This window comes from Fictibacillus sp. WQ 8-8 (assembly GCF_024494405.1).
Classification (GTDB): Bacteria; Bacillota; Bacilli; order Bacillales; family Fictibacillaceae; genus Fictibacillus_C; species Fictibacillus_C marinisediminis.
In genome coordinates this window covers 114140-138070 of sequence record NZ_JAMXKG010000004.1, presented here as the reverse complement: position 1 = coordinate 138070, position 23931 = coordinate 114140, and the positions used below count along the sequence as shown (strand labels likewise).

25 protein-coding genes are annotated in these 23931 nt (G+C 47.1%); 22 read left to right on the top strand and 3 right to left on the bottom strand.

Annotated elements, in window-relative coordinates:
• Window positions 1–50 precede the first annotated feature (50 nt).
• The gene (locus M1K46_RS10140) at window positions 51–836 is read left to right on the top strand and encodes a sporulation protein YpjB (RefSeq protein ID WP_256225939.1); all 786 of its coding nucleotides are present in this window, start codon (window positions 51–53) and stop codon (window positions 834–836) included.
• Between the two features lie 72 nt (window positions 837–908).
• Entirely contained in the window at window positions 909–1586 is a 678-nt protein-coding gene (locus M1K46_RS10135; RefSeq protein WP_053358072.1) for a zinc metallopeptidase, read from the top strand.
• A gap of 351 nt (window positions 1587–1937) precedes the next feature.
• Here the strand turns inward: M1K46_RS10135 and M1K46_RS10130 are convergent, their stop codons facing one another.
• Window positions 1938–2810 (bottom strand): YitT family protein, encoded by an 873-nt coding sequence (locus M1K46_RS10130; protein ID WP_053358073.1) that lies wholly within the window; start codon window positions 2808–2810, stop codon window positions 1938–1940.
• A 157-nt stretch (window positions 2811–2967) separates the two neighbouring features.
• Between M1K46_RS10130 and M1K46_RS10125 the strand changes: the two genes are divergently transcribed.
• The 20 genes from M1K46_RS10125 to M1K46_RS10030 all read left to right on the top strand — a co-directional run bounded on the left by M1K46_RS10125 (window position 2968) and on the right by M1K46_RS10030 (window position 20503).
• Window positions 2968–3294, top strand: a complete 327-nt coding sequence (locus M1K46_RS10125) for a nucleotide pyrophosphohydrolase (RefSeq protein ID WP_053358538.1) — start codon at window positions 2968–2970, stop codon at window positions 3292–3294.
• A 1-nt stretch (window position 3295) separates the two neighbouring features.
• The gene (gene dapB / locus M1K46_RS10120; protein WP_062235409.1) at window positions 3296–4099 is read left to right on the top strand and encodes a 4-hydroxy-tetrahydrodipicolinate reductase; all 804 of its coding nucleotides are present in this window, start codon (window positions 3296–3298) and stop codon (window positions 4097–4099) included.
• A 14-nt stretch (window positions 4100–4113) separates the two neighbouring features.
• A complete protein-coding gene (gene mgsA / locus M1K46_RS10115; protein ID WP_053358075.1) occupies window positions 4114–4530 on the top strand; it encodes a methylglyoxal synthase in 417 nt (138 codons plus the stop codon).
• Window positions 4527–5219 carry a bacillithiol biosynthesis deacetylase BshB1 gene (gene bshB1, locus M1K46_RS10110; RefSeq protein ID WP_062235412.1) on the top strand — a complete coding sequence of 231 codons (693 nt, stop codon included), beginning with the start codon at window positions 4527–4529 and terminating at the stop codon, window positions 5217–5219. Before mgsA ends, bshB1 begins: the two co-directional genes overlap by 4 nt.
• 11 nt (window positions 5220–5230) lie before the next feature.
• Complete coding sequence (gene bshA, locus M1K46_RS10105) at window positions 5231–6358, top strand: N-acetyl-alpha-D-glucosaminyl L-malate synthase BshA (RefSeq protein WP_256225938.1); 1128 nt, start codon at window positions 5231–5233, stop codon at window positions 6356–6358.
• 7 nt (window positions 6359–6365) lie between these two features.
• Window positions 6366–7553, top strand: coding sequence for a CCA tRNA nucleotidyltransferase (locus tag M1K46_RS10100; protein ID WP_256225937.1), 1188 nt, complete (start codon window positions 6366–6368; stop codon window positions 7551–7553).
• Window positions 7538–8524 carry a biotin--[acetyl-CoA-carboxylase] ligase gene (locus tag M1K46_RS10095; protein WP_062235421.1) on the top strand — a complete coding sequence of 329 codons (987 nt, stop codon included), beginning with the start codon at window positions 7538–7540 and terminating at the stop codon, window positions 8522–8524. The genes M1K46_RS10100 and M1K46_RS10095 overlap by 16 nt, the downstream gene beginning before the upstream one ends.
• A 208-nt stretch (window positions 8525–8732) precedes the next feature.
• On the top strand, window positions 8733–9566 hold the full coding sequence (gene panB, locus M1K46_RS10090; protein WP_256225936.1) for a 3-methyl-2-oxobutanoate hydroxymethyltransferase: 834 nt from the start codon (window positions 8733–8735) through the stop codon (window positions 9564–9566).
• A gap of 1 nt (window position 9567) precedes the next feature.
• Window positions 9568–10428 (top strand): pantoate--beta-alanine ligase, encoded by an 861-nt coding sequence (gene panC, locus M1K46_RS10085; RefSeq protein WP_053358081.1) that lies wholly within the window; start codon window positions 9568–9570, stop codon window positions 10426–10428.
• Between the two features lie 5 nt (window positions 10429–10433).
• Window positions 10434–10817 carry an aspartate 1-decarboxylase gene (gene panD / locus M1K46_RS10080; protein ID WP_062235427.1) on the top strand — a complete coding sequence of 128 codons (384 nt, stop codon included), beginning with the start codon at window positions 10434–10436 and terminating at the stop codon, window positions 10815–10817.
• A gap of 86 nt (window positions 10818–10903) precedes the next feature.
• Entirely contained in the window at window positions 10904–13714 is a 2811-nt protein-coding gene (gene dinG, locus M1K46_RS10075) for an ATP-dependent DNA helicase DinG (RefSeq protein ID WP_256225935.1), read from the top strand.
• Window positions 13711–13836 (top strand): hypothetical protein, encoded by a 126-nt coding sequence (locus tag M1K46_RS10070; RefSeq protein ID WP_255357568.1) that lies wholly within the window; start codon window positions 13711–13713, stop codon window positions 13834–13836. The genes dinG and M1K46_RS10070 overlap by 4 nt, the downstream gene beginning before the upstream one ends.
• A 27-nt stretch (window positions 13837–13863) precedes the next feature.
• On the top strand, window positions 13864–14034 hold the full coding sequence (locus M1K46_RS10065; protein WP_082683449.1) for a YpmA family protein: 171 nt from the start codon (window positions 13864–13866) through the stop codon (window positions 14032–14034).
• Between the two features lie 12 nt (window positions 14035–14046).
• The gene (locus tag M1K46_RS10060; protein WP_256225934.1) at window positions 14047–14529 is read left to right on the top strand and encodes a DUF5590 domain-containing protein; all 483 of its coding nucleotides are present in this window, start codon (window positions 14047–14049) and stop codon (window positions 14527–14529) included.
• Window positions 14530–14547: 18 nt separating this feature from the next.
• Window positions 14548–15732 (top strand): pyridoxal phosphate-dependent aminotransferase, encoded by a 1185-nt coding sequence (locus M1K46_RS10055; protein ID WP_091004935.1) that lies wholly within the window; start codon window positions 14548–14550, stop codon window positions 15730–15732.
• A 77-nt stretch (window positions 15733–15809) separates the two neighbouring features.
• On the top strand, window positions 15810–17102 hold the full coding sequence (gene asnS / locus M1K46_RS10050) for an asparagine--tRNA ligase (protein WP_256225933.1): 1293 nt from the start codon (window positions 15810–15812) through the stop codon (window positions 17100–17102).
• A 145-nt stretch (window positions 17103–17247) separates the two neighbouring features.
• Window positions 17248–17967 (top strand): DnaD domain-containing protein, encoded by a 720-nt coding sequence (locus M1K46_RS10045; RefSeq protein WP_062237030.1) that lies wholly within the window; start codon window positions 17248–17250, stop codon window positions 17965–17967.
• 57 nt (window positions 17968–18024) lie between these two features.
• A complete protein-coding gene (gene nth, locus M1K46_RS10040) occupies window positions 18025–18702 on the top strand; it encodes an endonuclease III (protein WP_062235439.1) in 678 nt (225 codons plus the stop codon).
• Window positions 18695–19171, top strand: a complete 477-nt coding sequence (locus tag M1K46_RS10035; protein WP_091004937.1) for a YpoC family protein — start codon at window positions 18695–18697, stop codon at window positions 19169–19171. Before nth ends, M1K46_RS10035 begins: the two co-directional genes overlap by 8 nt.
• Window positions 19172–19234: 63 nt before the next feature.
• On the top strand, window positions 19235–20503 hold the full coding sequence (locus M1K46_RS10030) for a glycosyl hydrolase family 18 protein (protein WP_091004939.1): 1269 nt from the start codon (window positions 19235–19237) through the stop codon (window positions 20501–20503).
• A gap of 47 nt (window positions 20504–20550) precedes the next feature.
• Here M1K46_RS10030 and M1K46_RS10025 read toward each other — a convergent pair whose 3' ends face one another.
• Together M1K46_RS10025 and recU are read right to left on the bottom strand one after the other, a co-directional pair.
• On the bottom strand, window positions 20551–23220 hold the full coding sequence (locus M1K46_RS10025) for a transglycosylase domain-containing protein (RefSeq protein WP_256225932.1): 2670 nt from the start codon (window positions 23218–23220) through the stop codon (window positions 20551–20553).
• Between the two features lie 84 nt (window positions 23221–23304).
• Window positions 23305–23913: a Holliday junction resolvase RecU gene (gene recU / locus M1K46_RS10020; protein WP_256225931.1), complete on the bottom strand. Its 609-nt coding sequence runs from the start codon at window positions 23911–23913 to the stop codon at window positions 23305–23307.
• Between the last annotated feature and the right edge of the window lie 18 nt (window positions 23914–23931).

Sequence of the window (23931 nt, the reverse complement as noted above, 5' to 3'; positions counted from 1 at the left end):
CTTGTCCGTTTCCTCATATGATTTGTTATACCGTATGGGAGGGACAAGGAATGAAATTTAAATTTGCCGCTGTGTTCAGTTTACTGCTGGTTAGTCTTCCGATTGCTGCGCACGCGAACGGCGGACAGACCAGCAGCCTTGAAAACGTCACTCAATTATCGGATAAAGCGCTGGAGCTTGCCAAAGAGGAACGGTATAAAGAAGCGAGCGAAGTCCTTTTCTATTTGTCATCTCAATTTGGTAAGGGCGCCCTGAAGGCCGATTTGGCTGAAGATAAAATCCGCATGGTTGATGTCACAGTAGAAGATACAATCGAAACGCTTGGAAGAGCTGAAGAACCACGCGACGTTAAACTCCACCGGCTTACAGGTGTTAGGCTGCTTGTCGACGCCTTGATTTCCGATCATCAGCCGCTGTGGAAACAAACGGAGTATCAGCTCATCAATCCATTAAAGCATATGCAGCTAGCTTTAGGGAAGAATCATAATCAGGAATACCAGGAGGCGGCAAACGAGTTTCTGGCCAACTACGCCATGATCCGCCCGGCAGTCAGCATGGACGTTGAAGATACATTTTTTGATCAGGTGGATAAAGATATCGAGTTCATCGACAGCAGCCGGACCAGCATTTTCACATCCTCAGCGGACAAGAAGAAACTTGAATCCGTTAGAGCCGATTTTGAAAACCTGTTTGCTGCAAAAGAAGACAACTCTGAACCTTCCCTGTTCTGGCTGATCTTTTCCATCGGGGGAATCATCTTCTCTACATTATTTTATGTAGGATGGAGAAAATACAAAGCGGAGAAGGAAAACGTGAAGGCTGTAGATAAGCGGTAAAGCATTCTGATTGACATATATATGGCATAATCATAAAATTAAAGTAATTACTATAGTGGAGGAATGCTATAAATGTCTTTTCTCATCTATTTTGCATTGTTGCTGATCATCCCGATCTGGGCACAGATGAGGGTGAAAAGCACGTATAAAAAGTACGCAAAAGTTGAAAACTCAACCGGAAAAACAGGGGCGGAAGTCGCCCGTGAAATACTGGACCGCAACGGGCTATACAATGTCGCGGTTGAGCCGGTCAGAGGGCGGCTGTCCGACCATTATGACCCGCGTTCAAAAGTTGTCCGCCTATCCGAAGAAAACTATTACGGCCATTCCATTGCAGGATCTGCAGTAGCCGCCCACGAAGTCGGCCATGCCATTCAGGATAAGGAAAGCTACGCGCCGCTGCGTTTCCGGCATGCACTAGTGCCGGTTGCTAACTTAGGTTCCAACTTTGCTTATCTTTTGATCATTGCAGGAGCTATTTTCGCCTCTGCTAACCTTCTTTTAGTGGGTATTATCTTCATGGCAGCCGCGGTTCTCTTTCAGCTGGTCACACTCCCGGTCGAATTTAACGCGAGCAGCCGGGCGATGAATCAGATCGTATCCACCGGTATGATCCGTAACAACGAAGAGCGCCAGGCAAGAAAAGTCCTTAATGCCGCTGCACTGACATATGTAGCAGCAGCATTGGTCGCTGTATTGGAGCTTCTACGCTTCGTGCTCATGTTTGCTGGAATGAATAATGACGATTAAATGACGAAACCCCTGCTCAGGCAGGGGTTTTATTGTTTTTTGTGGTGCGATGGATGAAGAATGCGGGTATGTGAGCGGAATTGATTCAATTGAGTGAAGAATTGAACCGTAGAAAAAATAATTGAACCAAACTAGCGGTTATTCCATACTGAATATTCTTTCAATTTTACACAGCTGCTGCAAAAAAAAGCGTGCTGAAGTCTGATTACTTCAACACGCCTTCCTTCAGTTGGGATCCAGCTTCAGCGCCTAAAGACTCAACGACTTCACTCTCTCACCCCAACACAAAAACCTTGTTGAAGTTCTAGAGTTCCGGTCCTTAACGTCTTTGGTCAGGCGCTACAGCTTTTCTCATATCCCTATCGGATTCTTATCACTATCGAGTGTGAAGCCTTCTCCGAGGACTTCGTGTACGTCGTTAACGGTTACGAAGGCATGGGGATCGACCCGTTCAATTACTTGCTTAAGCCGGACGATTTCGTTACGCGCGAACACGCAATAAAGAACTTCTTTCTGGCTGCCAGTAAAGCTTCCTTTAGCGCTGAGCAAGGTCGCGCCGCGGTCGAGTTCTTTCATGATCAGTGCAGCGATCTCGGTATTTTTTTCGGAGATGATCATTGCGGCTTTGCCGGCATAGGCGCCTTCCTGCATAAAATCGATGACGCGGGCGCCGACAAAAACGGCGACAAGTGTGTACATCGCTTCTTTGTAGTTGAGGTAAACTAGCGACATCGTGATGACCACCGCGTCAAACATAAACATGGTCTTTCCCATGCTCCAGCCGAAGAATTTATGGCCGAGCCTCGCAATAATATCGACACCGCCTGTCGTTCCCCCGAAACGGAAGATGATTCCTAGGCCGATACCGATGAAAACCCCGGCAAAAAGAGCGGCGAGAGGCATGTCCTGTTTTAAATTAATAGTAAGAGTTGAATAACGCTGGAAGAGGAACAAGAACAGTGAAACACCCAGCGTGCCGATCATTGTATAAATGAATGCGTTTTTTCCAAGCAGCTTCCATCCTACAAAGAAAAGAGGGATGTTGAGGGCGAGGTTGGAATAGGAAGGGTCAATATGGAACAAAAAGTAAAGAATAAGGGTGATTCCTGTAAATCCGCCCTCTGCCAGATTGTTTGCCATATTGAAGTGAACGATGCCAAATGAAAAGATGGCGGAACCAAATAAAATAAAAAATACGTTTTTGCTGCGAATTGGAAATGTCATTTATGTGCCTCCTGAGACTAATGCGATACCCTGTTTGCGTTTTCATTATAAAGGAAAAAGAAGGGGGGTTCAATCGCTCGTGAAATTTGTCAAATGTCTTATTCTTCGCTAACATAAACATAGGATTGTCGAAGAGGTGATATCGTTGAAAAAAACCATGCAGGAAATGCAGCAAGAAGTTGATACATATATCGGCCAGTTTAAAGAAGGGTATTTCAGCCCCCTCGCGATGATGGCCAGGATGACAGAAGAGCTTGGCGAGCTTGCTCGTGAAGTTAACCACTATTACGGTGAAAAACCGAAAAAATCCACTGAAAAAGAGCAGACCATTGAAGAAGAATTGGGTGATATTTTATTTGTCTTACTATGTTTTGCCAATTCACTCGATATTAGTATGGAAAAAGCCTTTGATATGGTCATGAATAAGTTTAATACGAGAGATAAAGACCGATGGACGCGCATCGAAGAAGGAGAGGAAAAGTAGCATGAGCAAACAAATAACCATTGTCATTGCCGGGCCAAGAGGAAAAATGGGGCGTGAAGCCGTGAACTTGGTCAACGAAACTCCACATTTTACACTTTTAGCAGTGATTGATTCCAGACATGCAGGAATGAAACTGAAAGATCTGGAGGGAATGCCATCCCTCGATATTCCGGTATACGATGACGCAACACTTTGCTTTTCAGAAATCAGGCCGGATGTTTTGATCGATCTTACGAAGCCTGAGATCGGGAAAGTCCATCTTGAACAGGCGCTCGAGCATAATGTCAGGCCTGTCATCGGAACGACAGGCTTCTCGGATGAGGATTTAGAGCGCCTGAAAAACCTCGCTCAAGAAAACGAACTGGGGGCGATCATCGCCCCCAACTTTGCGGTTGGTGCCATCTTAATGATGAAGTTTGCTCAGATGGCTTCCAAGTATTTGCCTAATGTTGAGATTATCGAGAAGCACCACGACCAAAAACTCGATGCCCCATCCGGAACGGCTTTGAAGACAGCACAGCTGATCAGAGAGGTCAGAGAGCCAAAATCCCAAGGGCATCCTGATGAGAGAGAAGATCTTCCTGGAGCAAGGGGTGCTGAACTTGATGGAATACGGATTCACAGTGTCAGGCTGCCGGGGCTTGTTGCCCACCAGGAAGTTATTTTAGGCGGAGAGGGACAAACCTTAACGATCAAACATGATTCGATGAACCGTGCTTCGTTTATGCCTGGTGTTAAGATGGCGGTAGAAGCGGTTGTAAATGTGGATCATCTCGTGTATGGCTTGGAAAATATTATAGAGTAAAAGGTGGGGGAACGATGAGAATTGCTTTGGTTGCGCATGATAATAAAAAACAGGAAATGATTAACTTTTCCATGGCTTATGAACCGATTTTAAGAAAACACGAGCTGTTTGCCACTGGAACGACCGGGCAAAAGATAATGGACGCAACCGGACTGGACATCCATCGGTTCCAATCAGGCCCGCTTGGCGGGGATCAGCAGATCGGTGCACTGATCGCTCAGAATAAAATGGATCTGGTGCTCTTTTTTAGGGACCCATTAACTTCGCAGGCGCATGAACCGGACATCTCTGCACTCATCCGTCTCTGTGATGTATATCAGATTCCTGTCGCGACGAACGTGGCGAGTGGAGAACTTTTTATCCGGGCGATGGAGCGAGGCGATTTCAACTGGAGAAATATTATTAAAGAAAGAGAAGGAAATCAATCATGAACAAAGAAAGCTGGCTGGCTGTCGGCGCCCATTCTGACGACGTTGAGATCGGAATGTCAGGTACGATAGCGATCCATACGGCCAATGGCGGCAAGGTTTCAATCTGTGACCTGACAAGAGCCGAACTGTCTTCCAATGGAACAGTGGAGCTGCGCAAGGAAGAAGCAGGCCATGCGGCAGAAGTTATAGGTGTTTCCGAGCGTTTGAATCTTGAGCTGCCGGACAGAGGTCTGTTAATGAAAGAAGAATACATACTGGCGATCGTTTCATTGATCAGGCGCAAGAAGCCTGATTGTCTCTTTATCCCGTATTGGGAGGACCGCCATCCCGATCATGGCAACTGCTCAAGGCTCGCAGAGGAAGCCGCTTTTTCAGCCGGGGTGAGGAATATTATTGATCCTGACAACCTGCCACCACACAGGGTAAAGAAAATCTATTATTATTTTATCAATGGTTTTCATAAGCCTCAGATCTTGGTCGATGTTTCAAGCGTCTATGAGAAGAAGAAAGCTGCGCTTCAATGCTATAAGAGCCAGTTCATAAAGCAGGATGACAGCTTTGATACACCGCTGGTCAACGGCTATATCGAGTCGGTGAGCGCGAGGGAGAAGATGTTCGGGCAGGAAGCGGGCGTAGACTATGCGGAAGGCTTTATGATGAAGAAACCCCTGTTATTAAAGAAATTATAAGGAGAACAGCTATGAAGCTTAAAATAGGAATCACTTGTTATCCTACTGTAGGTGGATCGGGTGTTGTAGCAACTGAGCTCGGAAAACTGCTGGCAGAAAAGGGGCATGAGATCCATTTTATCACTTCGAGCCTGCCGTTTCGGCTCGGGAAAGTATACGCCAACATCTTTTATCATGAGGTTGAGGTGAACAACTATTCTGTTTTTAAATACCCGCCATATGATCTGGCATTGGCTAGCAAGATGGCGGAGGTCGCCAAACGCGAGAAACTTGATATCATCCACGCGCATTATGCCATTCCTCATGCGATCTGCGCTTTTCTTGCCAAGCAGATGGCCGGCGAACAACTAAAGATTGTGACGACACTGCATGGAACCGACATCACGGTGCTTGGATACGATCCTTCACTGAAAGAGATGATCAAATTCGGCATCGAGAATTCAGATGCGGTGACCGCTGTTTCTAACAGTCTGAAGGATGATACTTATAAGCTGCTCGGCGTAAAGAACGAGATTCAGCCGATCTACAATTTTGTCGATGAACGGGAATACTTTAAGCAGGAAGCTACACATCTTAAAAAGGGATACGGCATTAAACCGGAAGAAAAGGTGATCATCCATATCTCCAATTTCCGTTCAGTTAAACGGGTGCCGGATGTCATCATGGCTTTCCATAAGATCGTGAGCACGATTCCTGCCAAACTTCTCTTGATCGGAAACGGGCCGGAATTTACGGTAGCCTGCAAAATGGTGCAGGAACTGGATATCGAGGATCATGTACTTTTTCTCGGCAAGCAGGAAAATGTGGCAGAACTATTTTCGATCAGTGATTTAAAGCTCCTCCTTTCTGAGAAAGAAAGCTTCGGCCTTGTTCTTCTTGAAGCTATGGCGTGCGGGGTGCCCGTTGTTGGTACGAATATTGGCGGCATTCCAGAAGTGATTCTGGACGGAGAGACCGGCTATATCTGCGAGCTGGGAGACATAGACGGCATCGCAGCGGCCTCCCTTTCTATTCTGACGGATGAGAACAAACAGCAGACGTTCGCCTATCAAGCGATGCAGCACGTCAGGGATCATTTCCATTCTTCTAAGATTGTAGGAGATTATGAGGATTTATATTACAGTGTGCTAAAAGGATAGGATAATCATGAGCGATCTTTTTGCCGGAGCACATATTATCATGGACCGGCTGATGCAAGCCGGCTACCAGGCGTATATGGTTGGCGGATGTGTGAGGGACTACCTTTTGAACCGGGACATCGGAGATATTGATATCGCCACCTCTGCGCTTCCAGAAGAGGTGTGTTCGCTTTTTGCAAAAACGATCCCTGTCGGCATGGAGCACGGGACCGTTATCGTGCGTGAACAGCATAATTCATATGAGGTGACTACTTTCAGAAAAGAAGGCACTTATGTTGACCGCCGTCATCCTTCTTCTGTGGAGTATATTGATTCATTGTTCGAAGATCTTTCAAGAAGAGATTTTACGATCAATGCCATGGCGATGGATACGGCCGGAAATTTGCACGATCCGTTCGGCGGACGGCAGCATTTAAAGGAAAAGAAAATCAAAACGGTCGGAGACGCTGAAAAGCGGTTTATGGAAGACCCGCTCCGTATCATGAGAGCTCTCCGTTTTTGGGCTGTCTTGGGTTTTACACTTGAAGAGAAAACAGAAAAAGCGGTTAAAAGACTGGCTGATGAATTAAAAGAGATTGCAGTGGAACGCCTCGCTGCTGAGTTTATAAAACTTTTAAGAGGTATAGAAGCATCTTCATGCCTCAGGTTTATGTTTGAAACAGGGGTGGTTTCCTCCCTTCCTGAGCTCAACCGTTTCAGGAGCTCTTCAGAACGATTGCATGCTTTGGAGTGGGCCTGCTTGGAGAGTGATGAAGAAAGGTGGGCCGCGCTGCTGTTTCTCCTTGGGGAGGAAGATCCAGCCGTCTTCCTGAAAGCTTGGAAGCAGTCCAATTCTTTGATCCGTTCGGTACTGCAGCTCATCCGTTATCTGGACAAGGAGGAACTGCGGCCGCACGATCTTTATGAATTGGGAGAATTGCAGGCAGTGTCCTGTCAGAGGGTGAGAAATGCACTGAAGGGCCGGATTGTGGATGAGGATCTTGTTTCTGTTCAGCAGCGCTTTCAAAAACTGCCGATTCATCAGCGGAAAGAGCTTGCTGTAAACGGGAAGGACATCGTAAGTCTTGATGAATCAGAGAAAGGCCCCTGGATACAGGAGATGCTGCAGAGGATCGAACACGGGGTAGTTGAAGGAAAAGTTCTAAATGAAAAAAGGGCCATCTTGGAGTGGGTGAGGAGTTGGAAGGGAAAATGAGACAGCATTTGCTTCAGATGCTTATTGAGAATGGAAATACGTTTGTTTCCGGACAGCAGATCAGTGATGAGCTGAATTGCTCCCGTACGGCGATCTGGAAGCATATCACAGAGCTGAGGAAAGAAGGATACGTGATTGAAGCCGTACAGCGGAAAGGCTATCGTATCGTGTCTTCTCCCGACCGCGTGACTGAGCATGAGATCAGCGCCCGTCTGAAATCAGATGTATTAGGCAAGAACATCGTGTATGAAGAATCGGTGAAAAGCACACAGGAAATCGCACAAAAGCTTTCTTATGAACAAAAGCCGGAGGGTACGCTTGTAGTTGCTGACGAACAGACAGGCGGCAGGGGCAGACTAGGAAGGCCATGGCAGTCTCCAAAGGGCACCGGAATCTGGATGAGCCTCATCCTGCGGCCGGAAATCCCCCTTCAAAAAACGCCGCAGCTCACTCTTCTCGCTGCTGTCAGTGTCACGAAAGCAATCTACAAAGTGACAGGGCTGCATGCAGAGATCAAATGGCCGAACGATATTTTGATCAACGGCAAAAAAACAGTCGGCATTCTGACGGAGCTTCAGGCGGAATCTGATCGCGTGCACGCTGTGATCATCGGGATTGGCCTGAACGTGAATGTAACAGGCGAGGATTTTAATGAAGATGTCAGGAAGATCGCAACATCGCTAAAGATCGAATCAGGAAATGAGACGAAAAGAGCCGATCTGATCGCAGCCATTCTTGAAGAGATGGAAGTTCTTTATCGTGAATATTTAAACAATGGCTTTGGGCTGATCAAACTGTTGTGGGAAGGATATGCCCACAGCATCGGAAGGCGGATCAAAGTGAGGACAGCGAGCCAGCAGCTTGAGGGCGTGGCCAAAGGAATTACTGATGAAGGCATCCTGCTCCTTGAAGATGATAACGGAAAGGTGCATTCGATCTATTCAGCGGATATTGAGATACCCGGAACATAAATAATATGGTACATTATAAAGTGTAGAAAAGGTGGTATCCCGCAGTGCGGGAACTGCACTTTCTTTGAACGTGTGACAGATAGCTTTACATCTGCCTAGATCCATCAAGGACCGGGACAGAGGGATTGGAAATGTTAAAGATGCAATGGACCCCTCTGCTTATTTGAGGGGTTTTTCCTCTGTTCCTCCCAAAAAAGGAGGAAAAAGGATGAAGACCACGCAAAGTTTTTCGGCTATGAAGCAACAGAAAGAAAAGATCACGATGATTACTGCATACGACTTTCCATCAGCCCAGCTCGCCGAACGAGCGGCAGTGGATATGATTCTCGTCGGCGATTCGCTCGGAATGGTGGTACTTGGGTACGATTCGACAGTACCGGTAACCGTAGAGGATATGATCCATCATGCCCGCGCTGTAAAACGAGGGGCACCGAACACGTTTATCGTGACTGATATGCCCTTTATGAGCTACCATGCCGGCAGAGCGGAGACGGTGAAGAACGCAATGAGGATCATGCAGGAAACAGGTTCCCATGCTCTTAAGCTTGAGGGTGGAAAGAATGTGATCGAAACGATCGGATATTTAGTGGATGCGGGCGTTCCAATCATCGGCCACCTCGGGCTTACACCTCAGACAGCTGGCGTGCTTGGCGGCTATAAAGTACAGGGAAGAGAATCGAAAAAGGCAAAACAGCTGCTCCAGGATGCCCTTGCGATCGAAGAGGCGGGAGCTTTCGCTCTTGTGCTTGAATGTGTACCGAAACAGCTGACACAGCTCGTTGCGGAGTCTGTGAAAATTCCTGTTATCGGCATTGGTGCAGGGAATTCTGCCGACGGCCAGGTGCTCGTGTATCATGACCTGGTCGGTTACGGTTTTCATCATGTTCCGAAATTTGTGAAGATGTTCGCCCATTCGGCGGAGGCTATGCAAAAGGGGATTGCAGACTTTATTACTGAAGTAAAAGAAGGAACGTTTCCTGCTGAAGAGCATTCATTTACGATGAAGCCGGAAGAAGCAGAAGCGCTGTACGGAGGGAAATAAAGTGAAAATCATCACAAGTATCAGCGAGATGAGGGCGTTCAGTGCTGAAGCGAAGACCGGGGGTAGGACCATTGGCTTCGTACCGACGATGGGCTATCTACACGAGGGGCACGCCTCACTTTTGGAACGCGCGGGAAAAGAGAATGCTCTTACCGTACTGAGTATTTTTGTCAATCCGCTCCAGTTTGGCCCAAACGAAGATTTTGACCGTTATCCGAGGGATTTTGAACGAGACGAACGGGTGGCCCTGAACTATGGTGTGGACGCTTTGTTTTATCCGGAGGTACAGGATATGTATCCTTCCGAGCCTTCAGTCACCATGAGGGTAAACAAGAGGGTGGATGCTCTTTGCGGAAGAACGAGGGAAGGCCATTTTGACGGCGTGGCCACCGTTTTGACCAAGCTGTTTCATATCATCTCACCTGACAGGGTTTATTTCGGGATGAAAGATGCACAGCAAGTGGCGGTCGTGGAAGGGTTGATCTCAGACTTGAACTTTCCGGTCGAACTCGTCCCTTGTCCTACCGTCCGAGAAGAAGACGGGCTCGCAAAAAGTTCAAGGAATGTTTATCTTTCACCTCAGGAGAGGCAGGAGGCGCCTGTCTTATACCGGTCGCTCCAGGAGGCAGCAGCTCGTCTCTTGGAAGGGAAAAATGTTATACACATCAAAGAAAAAATGATAGAGTATTTAGAGGAGCATACAAGCGGGAAAGTGGACTATTTTGAGATATTGTCCTATCCGGAACTTGAAGAAGCTTCAGCAGCAGACCAGAAAAAGATCATCGCGCTCGCCGTTCAGTTTAAGAATGCGAGACTGATTGATAATCTAACCATAATTCCTGATGGAAGGAACCATAGGTGATTCATATGTTCAGAACAATGATGAAAGGCAAAATACACCGCGCCCGCGTAACAGAATCTAACTTAAATTACGTGGGAAGCATAACAATAGATGAGGATATCCTGGATGCGGTTGACATGGTGCCCAACGAAAAGGTGCAGATCGTCAACAACAACAACGGAGCCAGATTTGAGACGTATATCATCCCGGGGCCCCGCGGCACAGGTGTGATGTGCCTGAACGGTGCTGCTGCCCGGCTCGTTCAGGAAGGAGACGTTATCATCGTGATCTCCTACGCCATGATGGCAGAAGAGGAAGTTCCGTTCCACCAGCCGAGAGTGGCGATCATGGATGAAAATAACTCAATTACTGAAATACTAGGTTATGAACCGGCTTCAACGATTCTTTAACCCCTTGCTAAAGGGGTTTTTCTATTTACATAAAGGACTTGGATTCATTTATTGAATACCGAGCCGCTTGACCCGAGGTGAAAAGGATGAACAACCGTTATGTTGTCATAGATGTAGAAACTACAGGAAACGCTCCTGCCCGCGGAGACCGTGTCATTCAGATCGGTGCCGTTGTTGTTGAAAATAACATAATTGTTGACAGGTTTTCTTCCTTTGTTAACCCGGAGATACCCATTCCGCCGTTTATTGAACAGCTGACCGGCATCAACGATGAAATGGTCGCGGATGCTCCACTGTTTGAAGAGGTGGCTCCCGTTATTCTGCAGATGCTTGAAGGGTCCTACTTTGTTGCCCACAACGTCCTATTTGATCTGAACTTTCTGCAGGAAGAGTTTGAAAACAGCGGATATCAGCGATTTACCGGCCCCCTTCTGGATACGGTTGAACTTTCGCGGATTCTGCTCCTGCATGCTGATGGATATCAGCTCGGCCAGCTGGCAGATTATCTTGGCATTGTTCATGAGAATCCCCATCAAGCGGACAGTGATGCTGAAGTGACGGCTTACCTGCTGATCGAACTGCTGCATAGACTGTCCAGGCTTCCTCTGCTCACACTGCAGCGGATGGATCCGTTTCTTAAAAAGATGCAGAGCAGCCTGGAGGAGATCGTAGGGGATCTGATCATCCTGAAATCTTCCAAAATAGAAGATGATCATGGAATGGACTATTTCAGGCAGCTAGTATTGAAGTCTTTTTCTCCAATCGAGAAAGAGGAGAATGCGCTGCAGATCAAGATGGATCCTTCTGCATTATTGGAAGATCTGTCACAGGAAATGGAACATTATGAAGTACGTGAGAGCCAGCAGAAGATGATGGAAATGGTGTACGATGCGATGGAGGATCATCAGCATGCGATGATCGAGGCTGGAACAGGAGTAGGAAAGTCAATGGGCTATCTGATCCCTTCAATCCTTTATGGAAAACGGGAAGACCGGCCGATCGTAGTGAGCACACATACGATCCAGCTTCAGCAGCAGCTGTTGGAACGGGACATTCCCATTTTGAAAAATATCCTGCCTTTTCCATTCCATGCTACGGTCCTAAAAGGGCGCAACAATTATCTTTGTTTACGAAAGTTTGAACAGTCGCTGGATGATCATTCAGAAGATAATTATGATACAAACCTTACGAAAGCACAATTGCTCGTTTGGCTGACGGAGACAGATCAAGGAGATGTTGAAGAACTGAACCTCGCATCAGGAGGCAAACTTTTTTGGCATCAGGTGAAAAGCGATTCTGCCTCGTGCCTGAACCACCGCTGTCCCTGGTACTCCAGGTGTTTCTATCATAGAAAAAGAAGAGCCGCACTGGCATCCGATCTTGTGATCACCAATCATGCACTGCTCTTCAGCGATGTTAAATCCGATGCGCAGCTCTTGCCCTCCTACAAAGAAGTCATCATTGATGAGGCTCATCATGTAGAAGAAGTGGTCAGCGACCATTTCGGCATTCAGACCGATTACTTCGTATTTACGAGACTGCTTGAACGTATTGGACACGACGATGACAGCGGACTGGTGAAAAAGCTTTATCAGCTGATAGAGACTGTTGAACTGCCGGGGCTTGAGCCCGTGCTGGAACAGATCGCGAAGGAGCTGCCTGAAGCAAAGATGGAGATAGACGAGTTGTTCCGCTCCATACGGGCTTACGTGCTGGAAGCCAAGAAGAGCAGCATGAATGACTTTGGCCGTGTGAGCTACCGTTACGGCGGACGGGACACAAAGAGCGCAATGTGGCAGGCGATCCTTGAGATGGTCGAGCGTGTGCTCTTCGGGTTGGGTGACCTTGGGAAATCGCTAAAAAAAGTGAACAAGCTTGCAGGTGAAAAGGAAGAACATCTGAACTTTGCGCAAAAAGGTCTGCTGGCTGATTTCGACGGATTGAGAAACCAGCTTGAGGAAGAGAAAGAAAAGCTTCGCCATCTGCTAAAAGAAGTCAATGATAACGAGGTTTTCTGGTTTGAGGTCGAAGCGAAGGGCGCAAAGAACGCGGTCTATCTATACAGCAAACCCATTGTGATCAGTGAGCTGCTGGCCGATGAATTCTTCGCCAAGAAAAATAGTGTCATCATGACTTCAGCTACTTTGTCTGTTAGGAATTCGTTTCATTATATGACGTCAAGACTCGGACTTGATGATTTCGGGCCGATGACTGCGAATCTTCCTTCTCCTTTTTCTTATGACCAGCAGGTGAAATTTATGGTGCCGACAGATGTCCCTCTGATCAATGAAGTGGATCAGGAGACATTCGTCGCTGTGATCGCCCGCCAGCTTCACAATATCGCAAAAGTCACAAAAGGACGGATGCTCGTTTTGTTTACGTCCAACGATATGCTCCGGGAAACGTACAACGTCTTTAAAGGAATCATCGCGCAAGATGACTTTGTTCTGTTCGGACAGGGAATTGACAGCGGCAGCCGTGCACGCCTTACAAAGAACTTTAAGAAGTTCGAACAGTCCATCCTTTTCGGCACGAGCAGTTTTTGGGAGGGGATCGATATCCCGGGAGATGATCTTTCCTGCCTCGTAATCATTCGGCTTCCTTTTACTCCACCGGATAATCCGGTAACCGCGGCGAGAGCGGAGAAACTGAAAAGCGAGGGCGGCAATCCCTTTATGGAGCTTTCTCTTCCTCAGGCGATCATCCGCTTTAAACAAGGATTTGGCCGGCTTGTCCGTACACAGCGGGATACCGGTGTCGTGTTTGTTTTTGACAGGAGGATCACAGAAACGCGCTACGGCAAGTCATTTATTACGTCTCTCCCTCCAGTTCCAGTGCAAAAAGGATTGATGCACGATCTTTTGATCGATCTTGAAGGCTGGCTGAACGAATCATGAAAAATGATAGCAGAAGCCTGTCCCAAAATGGGCTGAAGTTTGATATAGTAGGAAACGAGACGAATAAAGCGGGAACGGCAGCACAGCACCGATTTCCTGGTGAGTCCCGTTTTCGCCTGTAATTATGGCAGCTGTAAGGAGGTAGTACTTTGGAAAGCAAGATTGAAGTTCTTTCCACGGTAAAAGTAAAAAAATCGCCGGACTTGTATAAAGTTGTGACTGAGCTGAACAAAACGCTGAAAACAAAAGATGTGATGTTTGGCCTGGCACTTGATGACCACGACGAAAATACAATGATATTTACCATCTATAAGACATAGAGGCGGCCGAAAATGAAAAAATGGTGGATTATTTTGGGGATTGCCTGTGCAGGTGTCATTCTTTGGCAGGGAATCTCAATGTATCGGCAAATCCTGTCGGGCCAGGAAGCTGGCCAAAGCAAAGCGGAGGAAATCGCCAAGGACCAGTATGGATTGTCCCGCATCGACAGTGTGGAATATTATCACGGAAACCAGGCGTATGAGACCGTACAAGGGACATCCGCAAAGAACGGAAAAGTCTATGTTCTCGTTGGTCCAAAGAATAAAACAAAGCTTGTTAAACAAATCGACGGACTGACCAAGAATCAGATGAAGGCCTTTGTCGACAGGAATTTGAACCCGAAAAAATGGGTCAATCTCCGTCTTGGCATGGAGCATGATCAAGTGCTGTGGGAAGCTGTCTATCTGGATGAAAAAGGAAGATATACGTTTTATTACGGCTATTTTGAGAACGGTGAACGCTATAAAAAATATAGTATGAAACAAGAAATCTAAAAGCGAGGGATGAAAGAAATGGAACTGGCAAACCGAGTTAAAGCACTGACACCATCAACTACATTGGCAATAACAGCAAAGGCTAACGCCCTGAAGGCTGAAGGGCACAATGTGATCGGTCTTGGAGCAGGAGAACCCGATTTCAACACTCCGGACCATATCATCGAAGCCGCTTACCGCGCGATGAAGGAAGGCCATACAAAATATACGGCTTCCGGCGGCCTGCTTTCATTGAAACATGCTATTTCGCAAAAGTTTAAAGAAGATCAGAACCTGGACTATTCACCGGCTGAAATTGTTGTAGGCACAGGGGCAAAGCAATCATTGTATACGCTTTTTCAGGTCCTGCTTAATGACGGCGATGAGGTGATCATTCCTACTCCATATTGGGTCAGCTATCCTGAACAAGTGAAGCTTGCCGGAGGTGTTCCGGTCTATGTAGAAGGCAAAGAAGAGAACGCCTTTAAGATCACTCCTTCACAGCTCGAACAGGCAGTGAACAATAAAACAAAGGCGATCATCATCAACTCTCCAAGCAACCCAACCGGATCTCTTTATTCAGAAGACGAACTGAAGCAGCTGGGAGAGGTTTGCTTGAAGCATAACATCCTGATCGTTTCTGATGAGATCTATGAAAAGCTGATCTATGGCGGGGCATCACATACCTCCATTGCCCAGCTCTCACCTGAACTGAAGGGACAGACCATCATCATTAATGGCGTCTCCAAGTCTCATTCCATGACAGGCTGGAGGATTGGCTATGCTGCTGGAAACAGTGCGATCATTAAGGCGATGACGAACCTGGACAGCCACAGCACATCCAATCCGACGACCATCTCCCAATATGCGGCGATTGCAGCATATGAAGGAACCCAGGAGCCGGTTGAAGAGATGAGAAAAGCTTTTGAATCCAGGCTGGATACCGTCTATGAAAAATTGATCCAGATTCCCGGTTTTACCTGCGTTAAACCAAAGGGTGCCTTTTACTTGTTTCCTAATGTAAAAGAAGCGATCAAGCTGACCGGTTTTGAAACAGTAGACGAATGGGTGTCTGCCTTGCTTGAGGAAGAAAAGGTTGCTCTCGTGCCGGGATCAGGATTCGGCTCACCGGATAACGTCAGGCTTTCCTATGCCACTTCTCAAGAGAAATTTGAAGAGGCACTGGAGCGCATTGAACGTTTCATGAAGAAAAACAGCAAATAATCTATACAGGCTTATTTGATTTTTGTAAGTGATTAGACGATAATCACTTATACATAGAATATTTTGGAGGGTGTCACGTGAAAACTACTATATCCCAATTAAAAAGCCATATCGATCAAACCGTTACCATAGGTGCTTGGCTGAGCAATAAGCGTTCCAGCGGTAAGATTGCGTTCTTGCAGCTGCGCGACGGGACAGGCTTTGTCCAGGGAGTCGTCGTTAAAGCTGAAGTCGCTGAAGATATCTGGATGACTGCAAAGAGCCTTGCTCAGGAAACAAGCCTTTATGTAACTGGAAAAGTTCAGCAGGACGACCGTTCCCAGACGGGTGTTGAGCTGGTGGTTACAGATGTGAAAGTGATCCATGAAGCGGTCGATTATCCGATCACACCGAAAGAACATGGAACAGAGTTCTTGATGGACCATCGACACCTATGGCTTCGTTCCAAACGCCAGCACGCGATTATGAAAGTAAGAAACGAAATCATCCATTCCATGTATGAATTCTTCCATAAGAATGAGTTCATCAAAGTGGATCCGCCGATTCTTACTGGAAGCTCGGCAGAAGGAACGACCACACTGTTTCATACAAAATATTTTGATGAGGATGCCTACCTTTCTCAGAGCGGGCAGCTCTATATGGAAGCTGCAGCAATGGCTCTCGGGAAGGTATTCTCCTTTGGCCCGACGTTCCGTGCTGAAAAATCAAAAACTCGCCGCCACCTGATCGAATTCTGGATGATCGAGCCTGAGATGGCGTTTGTTGAGCATGAAGAATCTCTCGAGATTCAAGAGCAGTTTGTCAGCCATGTGGTTCAATCAGTCCTTGAGCGCTGCAAGCTTGAACTGACAATACTTGGCCGCGATCTTTCCAAACTTGAAAACGTGAAAGCTCCGTTCCCTCGCATATCCTACGATGATGCGATTACACTGCTTAAAGACAAGGGGTTCGATGACATTGATTGGGGAGACGATTTTGGTGCCCCTCATGAGACAGCCATCGCTGAGAGCTTTGACAAGCCTGTCTTTATCACGAACTATCCAAAAGAGATTAAAGCATTCTACATGAAGCCTCATCCAGAACGTGATGACGTTGTTCTCTGTGCGGATCTGATCGCTCCGGAAGGATACGGAGAGATCATCGGCGGAAGCCAGCGTATCGATGACCTGGAGCTCATGAAAGCACGCTATGAAGAACACGGACTGACAGACGATGCCTACAGATGGTATCTCGAGCTGCGCCAGTACGGCAGCGTTCCGCATTCAGGTTTTGGCCTGGGGCTTGAGCGTACGGTTGCTTGGATCACAGGTGCAGAACACGTACGTGAGACCATCCCATTCCCAAGACTGTTAAACCGTTTATATCCATGATGATGGAAAACCTCCTTTTTCGGAGGTTTTTCACCGTTTAGCCATCTAAGTGATGCCCATTTGCTTCATTTCGTCTATCACGATTTCATCATGATTGCAGGAAGCTGGGTTGATCGTGGTATACTGATGAAGGAGGGGTGTTATGATGGAAAAGGCATTGTTTCTTAAATGGCTGTCTGAAGGCACGGTTTCTATACCCCATGTATTGTTTAAACATTACCGGGCCATCGGGCTGCAGGATGAAGAATGCATGCTGATTCTTCATGTCCACACATTTATAGAATCCGGAAACCCGTTTCCGACACCGGAAGAACTGTCTGGACGGATGAGCATCTCAGCTGCAAGATGCATGGCGCTGCTCAGAAGTTTTATCCAGCAGGGGCTTCTGGAGATCGACCATTTCGAAGACGGTGAAAAAGGCATGTACTATGAAGCCTATTCTTTGAACCCGCTTTGGGAAAAGCTGCTCTCCTTGCTTTCAAGCCAAGAAGCGGAGCAGGATCAGCAGGAAAAAGAAAAAGATGAAGAAAACGTCTACTCCATCTTTGAACGTGAATTCGGAAGGCCGCTATCGCCGATGGAATGCGAAACGTTAAAAATATGGATCGACCAGGACAGGCACTCGCCTGCTTTGATCATTTCAGCGCTAAAAGAAGCGGTGATCAGCGGAAAGCTGAACTTCCGGTATATCGATCGCATTCTGTTCGAATGGAAGAAAAATAATATACAGACACCCGAACAAGCCAGAACGTACGGGGAGAAGTTCAGAGCGCGGCAAACCCGCGGAACATCGCGGGCGGCAGAGCAATCTGAGAGCCACAATCAGTTCTCGGTTCCCGTTTATAACTGGCTTGAGCAATCGTAGACGAGTGACCCTCGTCTATTTTTCTATGTCTGCTCTACAAGAATTCTGGAGGTTACGATGCTTAATAAATCACAGATCGCCTATTGCCTAGACACGATCGGCAAGATGTTCCCGGATGCACACTGCGAGCTGAACCACAGCAATCCATTTGAACTGACCATCGCCGTACTCCTGTCTGCACAATGTACCGATGCCCTGGTGAACAAAGTTACACCGGGCCTGTTCGCAAAATATAAAACACCCGCAGATTACCTGCAGGTTCCTTTGGAAGAACTGCAGGATGATATTCGCTCCATCGGACTTTACCGCAATAAAGCTAAAAATATTCAAAAGCTGTGCGAGCTTCTTCTGGACGAATACGGCGGAAGAGTGCCGGAAGAAAGGGATGAACTCACGAAGCTTCCAGGCGTTGGGCGGAAGACAGCGAACGTCGTAGTATCAGTCGCATTCGGTTTGCCGGCCATAGCTGTCGATACCCATGTTGAGCGGGTCAGCAAGCGGCTTGCCATCTGTAAATGGAAGGATTCCGTCCTGCAGGTGGAAGAGACGCTGATGAAAAAAGTTCCAAAAGAAGACTGGTGTGTCACCCACCACAGGCTGATCTTTTTTGGACGGTATCATTGCAAAGCGCAAAACCCGAAGTGCCCCGAATGTCCACTCCTGGAACTATGCCGCGAAGGCCAAAAACGTATGAAAGTAAAGTTAAAGAAAGACTCGCCGCGCTCCAATGCTTAACATTCCTGAATCCATGAGGCATCCCCTTTTTTTCGGCAATGAAGAGCAGCTGGAAGAAAGGGATGCTTACGTCCCTTTTCTGGAAGAACTCCTCTTTTATAACGGTATGGGGCCTTCTCCGCATACTCAACAAAAACAAGGAATAGAAGCAAAGTTTGTTAATTGGAAAGCGGCAAGCTCAGTTATCCGATCCTTCTTTTCCGAGAGAAACAGAAAAGAAGCGAGGAATCCGATGATTTTCCAGCTGGGCTGTTTTCTGCAGGCTTTGATGTGGTGCAACGGCCAGCCTGCCGGCAACCTGTTAGGATGGAAAGAAGAGATTCAACCTTTGGATATCAAGCCAGTGAATGTCATAGAACGCCTCGAGATGATCTGTTCAGAGCCGGATCATTATCATTCTTATATCCAGCTGAACGAGCTGTTTCAGGAGCTTCAGAAAAAGGCGGCTGCCATCAAACACAATGGCTGACCGGAATATGGACAAATTCTCCCTACATAGACTAATTCATGAGAACGTGTAGGAGGGGGAGCTATGCAGATTCATGTGGTTCAAAAGGGAGACTCGCTTTATAAAATCTCTCAGTTTTATAACCTGCCCTGGCAAGAGATCGCTTCCGTAAATGCTCTTGGTGCTCAGGATGTCCTGACTGTCGGGCAGACGCTGCTCATACCCGCGCCATTCATTTATAAAGCTAAAAAAGGGGATACGTTTGAAACGGTAGCCTCTAAGCTTGGAGTCACAGTATTTGAGCTGAAGCAGGCCAATCCCGAGGCTGATGACAAGCCATTGAAGGAAGGACAGACGCTGAATGTCCCGCAAAAGAGGAAGAGGACGCTGACGATAAATGCATTTGCAGAACCATCTGAAAAATCAAGGGAAAATTTTAAAAAAGCAGCAAAAGCACTAAGCTATATATCGCTGTTCAGCTATGAAGTGAACGAAAAGGGTGATTTAAAGCCGCTTGACGACAGCTCTTTTTTGCGTGAGATAAAAAATGAGAACGTCAGGCCTCTTATCTCGATCACGACGATCAAAGACGGCGCGTTTAGCCAGGAACTAGCGACGACTATTCTGAAAAGTCCTGAGATCAGCAATAAAGTCATTGAGAACACTGTAAAGATCATGAAAGAAAAAGGGTACGTAGGGGTAAACGTAGACTTTGAATATATTGGGCGGCAAAACAAAGAACGGTATAACCGGTTTCTGCGGAATATTACCGACCGCATGCACAAAGAGGGCTATGTTGCCACATCGGCGCTCGCGCCGAAGATTAAAGAAAAACAAAAAGGCGTCTGGTATGAAGGACACGATTATAAAGCACATGGACAGACTGTTGATTATGTGATCCTGATGACCTATGAATGGGGATACAGCGGAGGCCCTCCGCTCCCGGTCAGCCCGATCAACGAAGTAAAAAAGGTGCTGGATTATGCAGTAACAGCGATACCAAGAAGCAAGATTTTGATGGGGATCAACCTGTACGGCTACGATTGGACACTTCCCTACGTCCAAGGCGGGCCGCAAGCTAAAGCCCTCAGCCCGGTTCAGGCGCTGCAGCTCGCAGGAAAAAGGAAAACCGCTGTTCGATACGCAGAAGACGTTCAGGCTCCATATTATGAATACTGGGATAAAGAGAAGAAGCAGCATAAGGTTTGGTTTGAAGATTACCGCAGCATGAAAGCAAAGTTTGATCTGATCGATGAATATCGGCTGGGAGGAGCAAGTTTCTGGAACCTTGCTTTTGATTATCCGGGATTATGGAACTACCTTCAGGACCGCTATACGATCCGGTTTCAATAATAAAACAGGCCATCGCCGCATACGGCGATGGCCTGTTTTATTTTACTTTATTGATTTAAGTCTGGGAGGGAAGGGAAACCGCCTTGTTCTTGCTGCTGTTTCTTTTCTTGTTTTCGTTGTTGCTGATCCTGCTGTCCTTGTCCTGGCGGATTCTGAGGCTCCGTTCCGCCTCCTTGCTGGCCGCCGCCCTGATCAGGCTGGCCGTTGTTGCCGCCGTTATTTCCCTGTCCAGGATTGGTGTTGTCTCCAGGATTTGTTCCTGGGTTGCTGCCTTCCTGCCCTTGTCCAGGTTTTTTCCCTTGATCCGGGTTGTTTCCTTGTCCAGGGTTATTCCCCTGATCAGGCGTTTGTCCTTCTGCAGGCGGTTGCTGTTCACCTGGTACGGTTACGGATGTTTGAGCAGGGTCGCTCTCTTTCCCAGTATCTGTTTCAACCGCTGCGATCTGGAAGGTATACGTCTTGCCAGGTTCTGCGTTTGGCACGGTGAATTTCTTGTCGCTGATCGTCTGTTCAGCAGCAGCTGCGCCGTCAACGCTCGCTGCTACCTTATAGACCGTTTTGCCCTTGCCGCCTTTGTAATTCCATTTCACATCAATGGACTTGCTCTTATCATCGTACTTGGCGGTCAGGCCTTCAATCGAAGCTGGTTTCTCATACTTGTTAGAAACTTCGCTTGGTTCCGTTCCGCGAACAAATAATTCGGTCGTTTTCTGATCATCAGGTGTAAATTCGCTTGCTTTTTTATGTGTTCCTTTTTCAAGTGTTACATCTACTACAGAGTTCGGTTTCTTGAAGTCAGTGTTGCTGTGATTTAAGCGGCTCATCACTTCTTTAAAGATTAACTTGGAATAGTTTTTTTGGTTCGTATCGAGATAGTGAACGCCGTCTTCATCTTTGTATTTGTTGTATCCGGTCCAAACAGCAGCGGAATAGGAGGTTGTATATCCTGCCATCCACGCATCGTTCGTTGCGCTCTTAGGGATGCCGTACTGTTCTCGGATTTCCTTAGGAAGGTTGGTCGTTCCCGTTTTACCGGCGATATTAAGGCCTGGGACGTTCGCCATAATTCCTGTACCGCTTCTCATGACGCCTTTCAGCATATCGGTGATCATATAAGCAGTATAATCCTTCATCGCAGCGACTGGTTTTGTCTCTGGTTTTACAACCTGTCCGTTCGGGAACTCAATCTTCCGGATCGTTGTCGGTTCGGTATAGACGCCTTCATTTCCGAAAGCGGCGTAGGCACCCGCAAGGTTAAGTGGGGTGATCCCTTTTTGGAATCCGCCGATCGCATAAGCTGGAGGTGCAGAGTCAATCTTGATACCAAGCTTATTGGCGAAATCGACTGCTTTGCTTTCGCCGACTTCAAGGAATGTTCGGACGGCAGGTGTATTCTCCGATTTTTCTAGAGCCTTGCGCATCGTTACTTCTCCAAATTGTTCATTATTAAAGTTATTGATGGTCGCGCCATTGATTGTAACTGGTGTATCTTTCAGAATGTGCCCGGTATCCCACTTCATGTTGTCGATCGCAGGGCCGTAGTCAAGGATCGGTTTGATCGTAGATCCCGGCTGCCTTGGATTTCCAGAAGCATAGTAGGCGCTCATTAGGTTCTCATCGCGTCCGCTGCCGATCGCCCGGATTCCACCGGTCTTCGTATCAACAATCGCGATACCGGATTGAAGCTTTTTATTCTCATTACGCAGGAATGAGGCGTTCTGAAGCACATCCTCCGTTGTTTCCTGAGCTTTTGTATCCATGTTCGTGTAGATTTTCAGACCATCGGCAAAGACATCGACATCTTCCATGCCTTTAATTTTATGAAGGTCTTTGATGACTTGCTGCAGGTATGCTTCGTGAACCCGTGTTTCCTGCAGCTTTCCTTTACGCAGGCCGTCTGTTACCGGAGTGGCTTTTGCTTTATCCGCTTCGGCCTTTGTGATGAAACCATACTTTTGCATCTGTCCTAATACAACGTTTCGGCGCTGTTCCGCTTCTTTTGGATGCGTGAGCGGGTCATAGTTGCTCGGGGCTTTTGGAAGTCCGGCGAGCAGGGCCACTTGATGAAGCTTAAGCTGATCAAGTTTGTCCGCATCAAAATAGGTTTTAGCAGCTGTTCCGATGCCATAGGCACCATGGCCGAAATAAATCTTATTCAAGTACATCTCCAGGATCTGCTCCTTTGAGTACTTCTGTTCGAGTTTGATCGCCAGGTACGCTTCCTGAATTTTACGCGTCAGCGATTTTTGATTGGTGAGGATCGTGTTTTTTACGACCTGCTGGGTGATTGTGCTTCCCCCTTCAGAACCAAAACCGCCTGTCAGGTTGGCGAATGCTGCTCCGAAAATCCGGCGCACGTCGACACCCGGATGCTTATAGAAGCGCACATCCTCAACGGATACGAATGCATCTCTTACATTAGGCGGAATATCTGCGATTCCTGCTTTTACCCGATTCTCTTCAGAAAAGAGGGAGCTGACTTTCTTTCCGTCTTTATCGTAGATCTGGGAAGATAAAGGGGTCTTCAGTTTTTCAGGGTCGAGTTTTGGGGATTTCGCCATGATGACCCCGACAGTTGCTGTTCCAATGAGAAACATGATGATCAAGAACGAGATGATAGCTTTAAAGAGCGGGAACCTCTTTTTCTTCTTGGGCTGATTATTGCCTCCGCCGGAAACCTGTCTGCGTTCCTGCCTGCTGCGGTATTCATTAGACATGTATTTGTACCAACCTTTCACTTACTGCATTATACATTATGATTATTCGTCAATAGTTTATTATTTATGAACTTGACTTGTCCGCTAGTGATTGAAGTATATTTTATCAATAATTTTTAAATAGTCAATTCTGGGGATAAAGCCTGGGGAAACAAGGAATCCGAGGGTTTCTATGTCAGTTTTCGGTATCGATTTCCTTCCGTTCTTTTGATCGTTCCAGAATGAGATCAAGTGTGAAGCGTCAAGCAGATAGATTTCGTTCAGTGTAGAGAAGCGCAGGATGACGAATGCAATGCCGCCGTGCGCCGTGATCGCTTCCATGTGATGAATCTGATGTTCATGGAAGTTACGGAGCGGGAAGGAGGTCTTGTTTTTCGATTCCTTCGCTTCAAAATCAATATACTTTCCCCGGTATACGCCGTTGTAATCTGTCGTGGAAGCGAGTTTAAAATAAGCTTCTTTTATGACCGCTGCCGAACGTTTTGGATATTCAACATTGACAATCTGAACAGGGGTCGGTTTTTTATGGATGACGGCTCTGCCGGTTTCCAGATAATACTCATTGCTTTTATTCAAGTCTTCTTCCAGGGTCATGCCTCTGTTGCCGTAGGAAATGGTGCTTTGGGCTTTAGAAGCGCCATGCGGCAGGGTAGGCTCCTGCTTTTTTCCATTCGGATAATTGATGGGTGCCATCATTTCACATCCTTATAA

Coding starts and splice junctions, on each gene's coding strand:
- M1K46_RS10035 (WP_091004937.1), top strand. CDS start 18,695: ATGCTTAACATTCCTGAATCCATGAGGCATCCCCTTTTTTTCGGCAAT.
- M1K46_RS10060 (WP_256225934.1), top strand. CDS start 14,047: ATGAAAAAATGGTGGATTATTTTGGGGATTGCCTGTGCAGGTGTCATT.
- recU (WP_256225931.1), bottom strand. CDS start 23,913: ATGGCACCCATCAATTATCCGAATGGAAAAAAGCAGGAGCCTACCCTG.
- M1K46_RS10025 (WP_256225932.1), bottom strand. CDS start 23,220: ATGTCTAATGAATACCGCAGCAGGCAGGAACGCAGACAGGTTTCCGGC.
- nth (WP_062235439.1), top strand. CDS start 18,025: ATGCTTAATAAATCACAGATCGCCTATTGCCTAGACACGATCGGCAAG.
- mgsA (WP_053358075.1), top strand. CDS start 4,114: ATGAGAATTGCTTTGGTTGCGCATGATAATAAAAAACAGGAAATGATT.
- M1K46_RS10140 (WP_256225939.1), top strand. CDS start 51: ATGAAATTTAAATTTGCCGCTGTGTTCAGTTTACTGCTGGTTAGTCTT.
- M1K46_RS10055 (WP_091004935.1), top strand. CDS start 14,548: ATGGAACTGGCAAACCGAGTTAAAGCACTGACACCATCAACTACATTG.
- panB (WP_256225936.1), top strand. CDS start 8,733: ATGAAGACCACGCAAAGTTTTTCGGCTATGAAGCAACAGAAAGAAAAG.
- M1K46_RS10030 (WP_091004939.1), top strand. CDS start 19,235: ATGCAGATTCATGTGGTTCAAAAGGGAGACTCGCTTTATAAAATCTCT.
- panD (WP_062235427.1), top strand. CDS start 10,434: ATGTTCAGAACAATGATGAAAGGCAAAATACACCGCGCCCGCGTAACA.
- M1K46_RS10135 (WP_053358072.1), top strand. CDS start 909: ATGTCTTTTCTCATCTATTTTGCATTGTTGCTGATCATCCCGATCTGG.
- M1K46_RS10130 (WP_053358073.1), bottom strand. CDS start 2,810: ATGACATTTCCAATTCGCAGCAAAAACGTATTTTTTATTTTATTTGGT.
- M1K46_RS10100 (WP_256225937.1), top strand. CDS start 6,366: ATGAGCGATCTTTTTGCCGGAGCACATATTATCATGGACCGGCTGATG.
- bshB1 (WP_062235412.1), top strand. CDS start 4,527: ATGAACAAAGAAAGCTGGCTGGCTGTCGGCGCCCATTCTGACGACGTT.
- M1K46_RS10045 (WP_062237030.1), top strand. CDS start 17,248: ATGGAAAAGGCATTGTTTCTTAAATGGCTGTCTGAAGGCACGGTTTCT.
- dapB (WP_062235409.1), top strand. CDS start 3,296: ATGAGCAAACAAATAACCATTGTCATTGCCGGGCCAAGAGGAAAAATG.
- M1K46_RS10070 (WP_255357568.1), top strand. CDS start 13,711: ATGAAAAATGATAGCAGAAGCCTGTCCCAAAATGGGCTGAAGTTTGAT.
- bshA (WP_256225938.1), top strand. CDS start 5,231: ATGAAGCTTAAAATAGGAATCACTTGTTATCCTACTGTAGGTGGATCG.
- dinG (WP_256225935.1), top strand. CDS start 10,904: ATGAACAACCGTTATGTTGTCATAGATGTAGAAACTACAGGAAACGCT.
- M1K46_RS10125 (WP_053358538.1), top strand. CDS start 2,968: ATGCAGGAAATGCAGCAAGAAGTTGATACATATATCGGCCAGTTTAAA.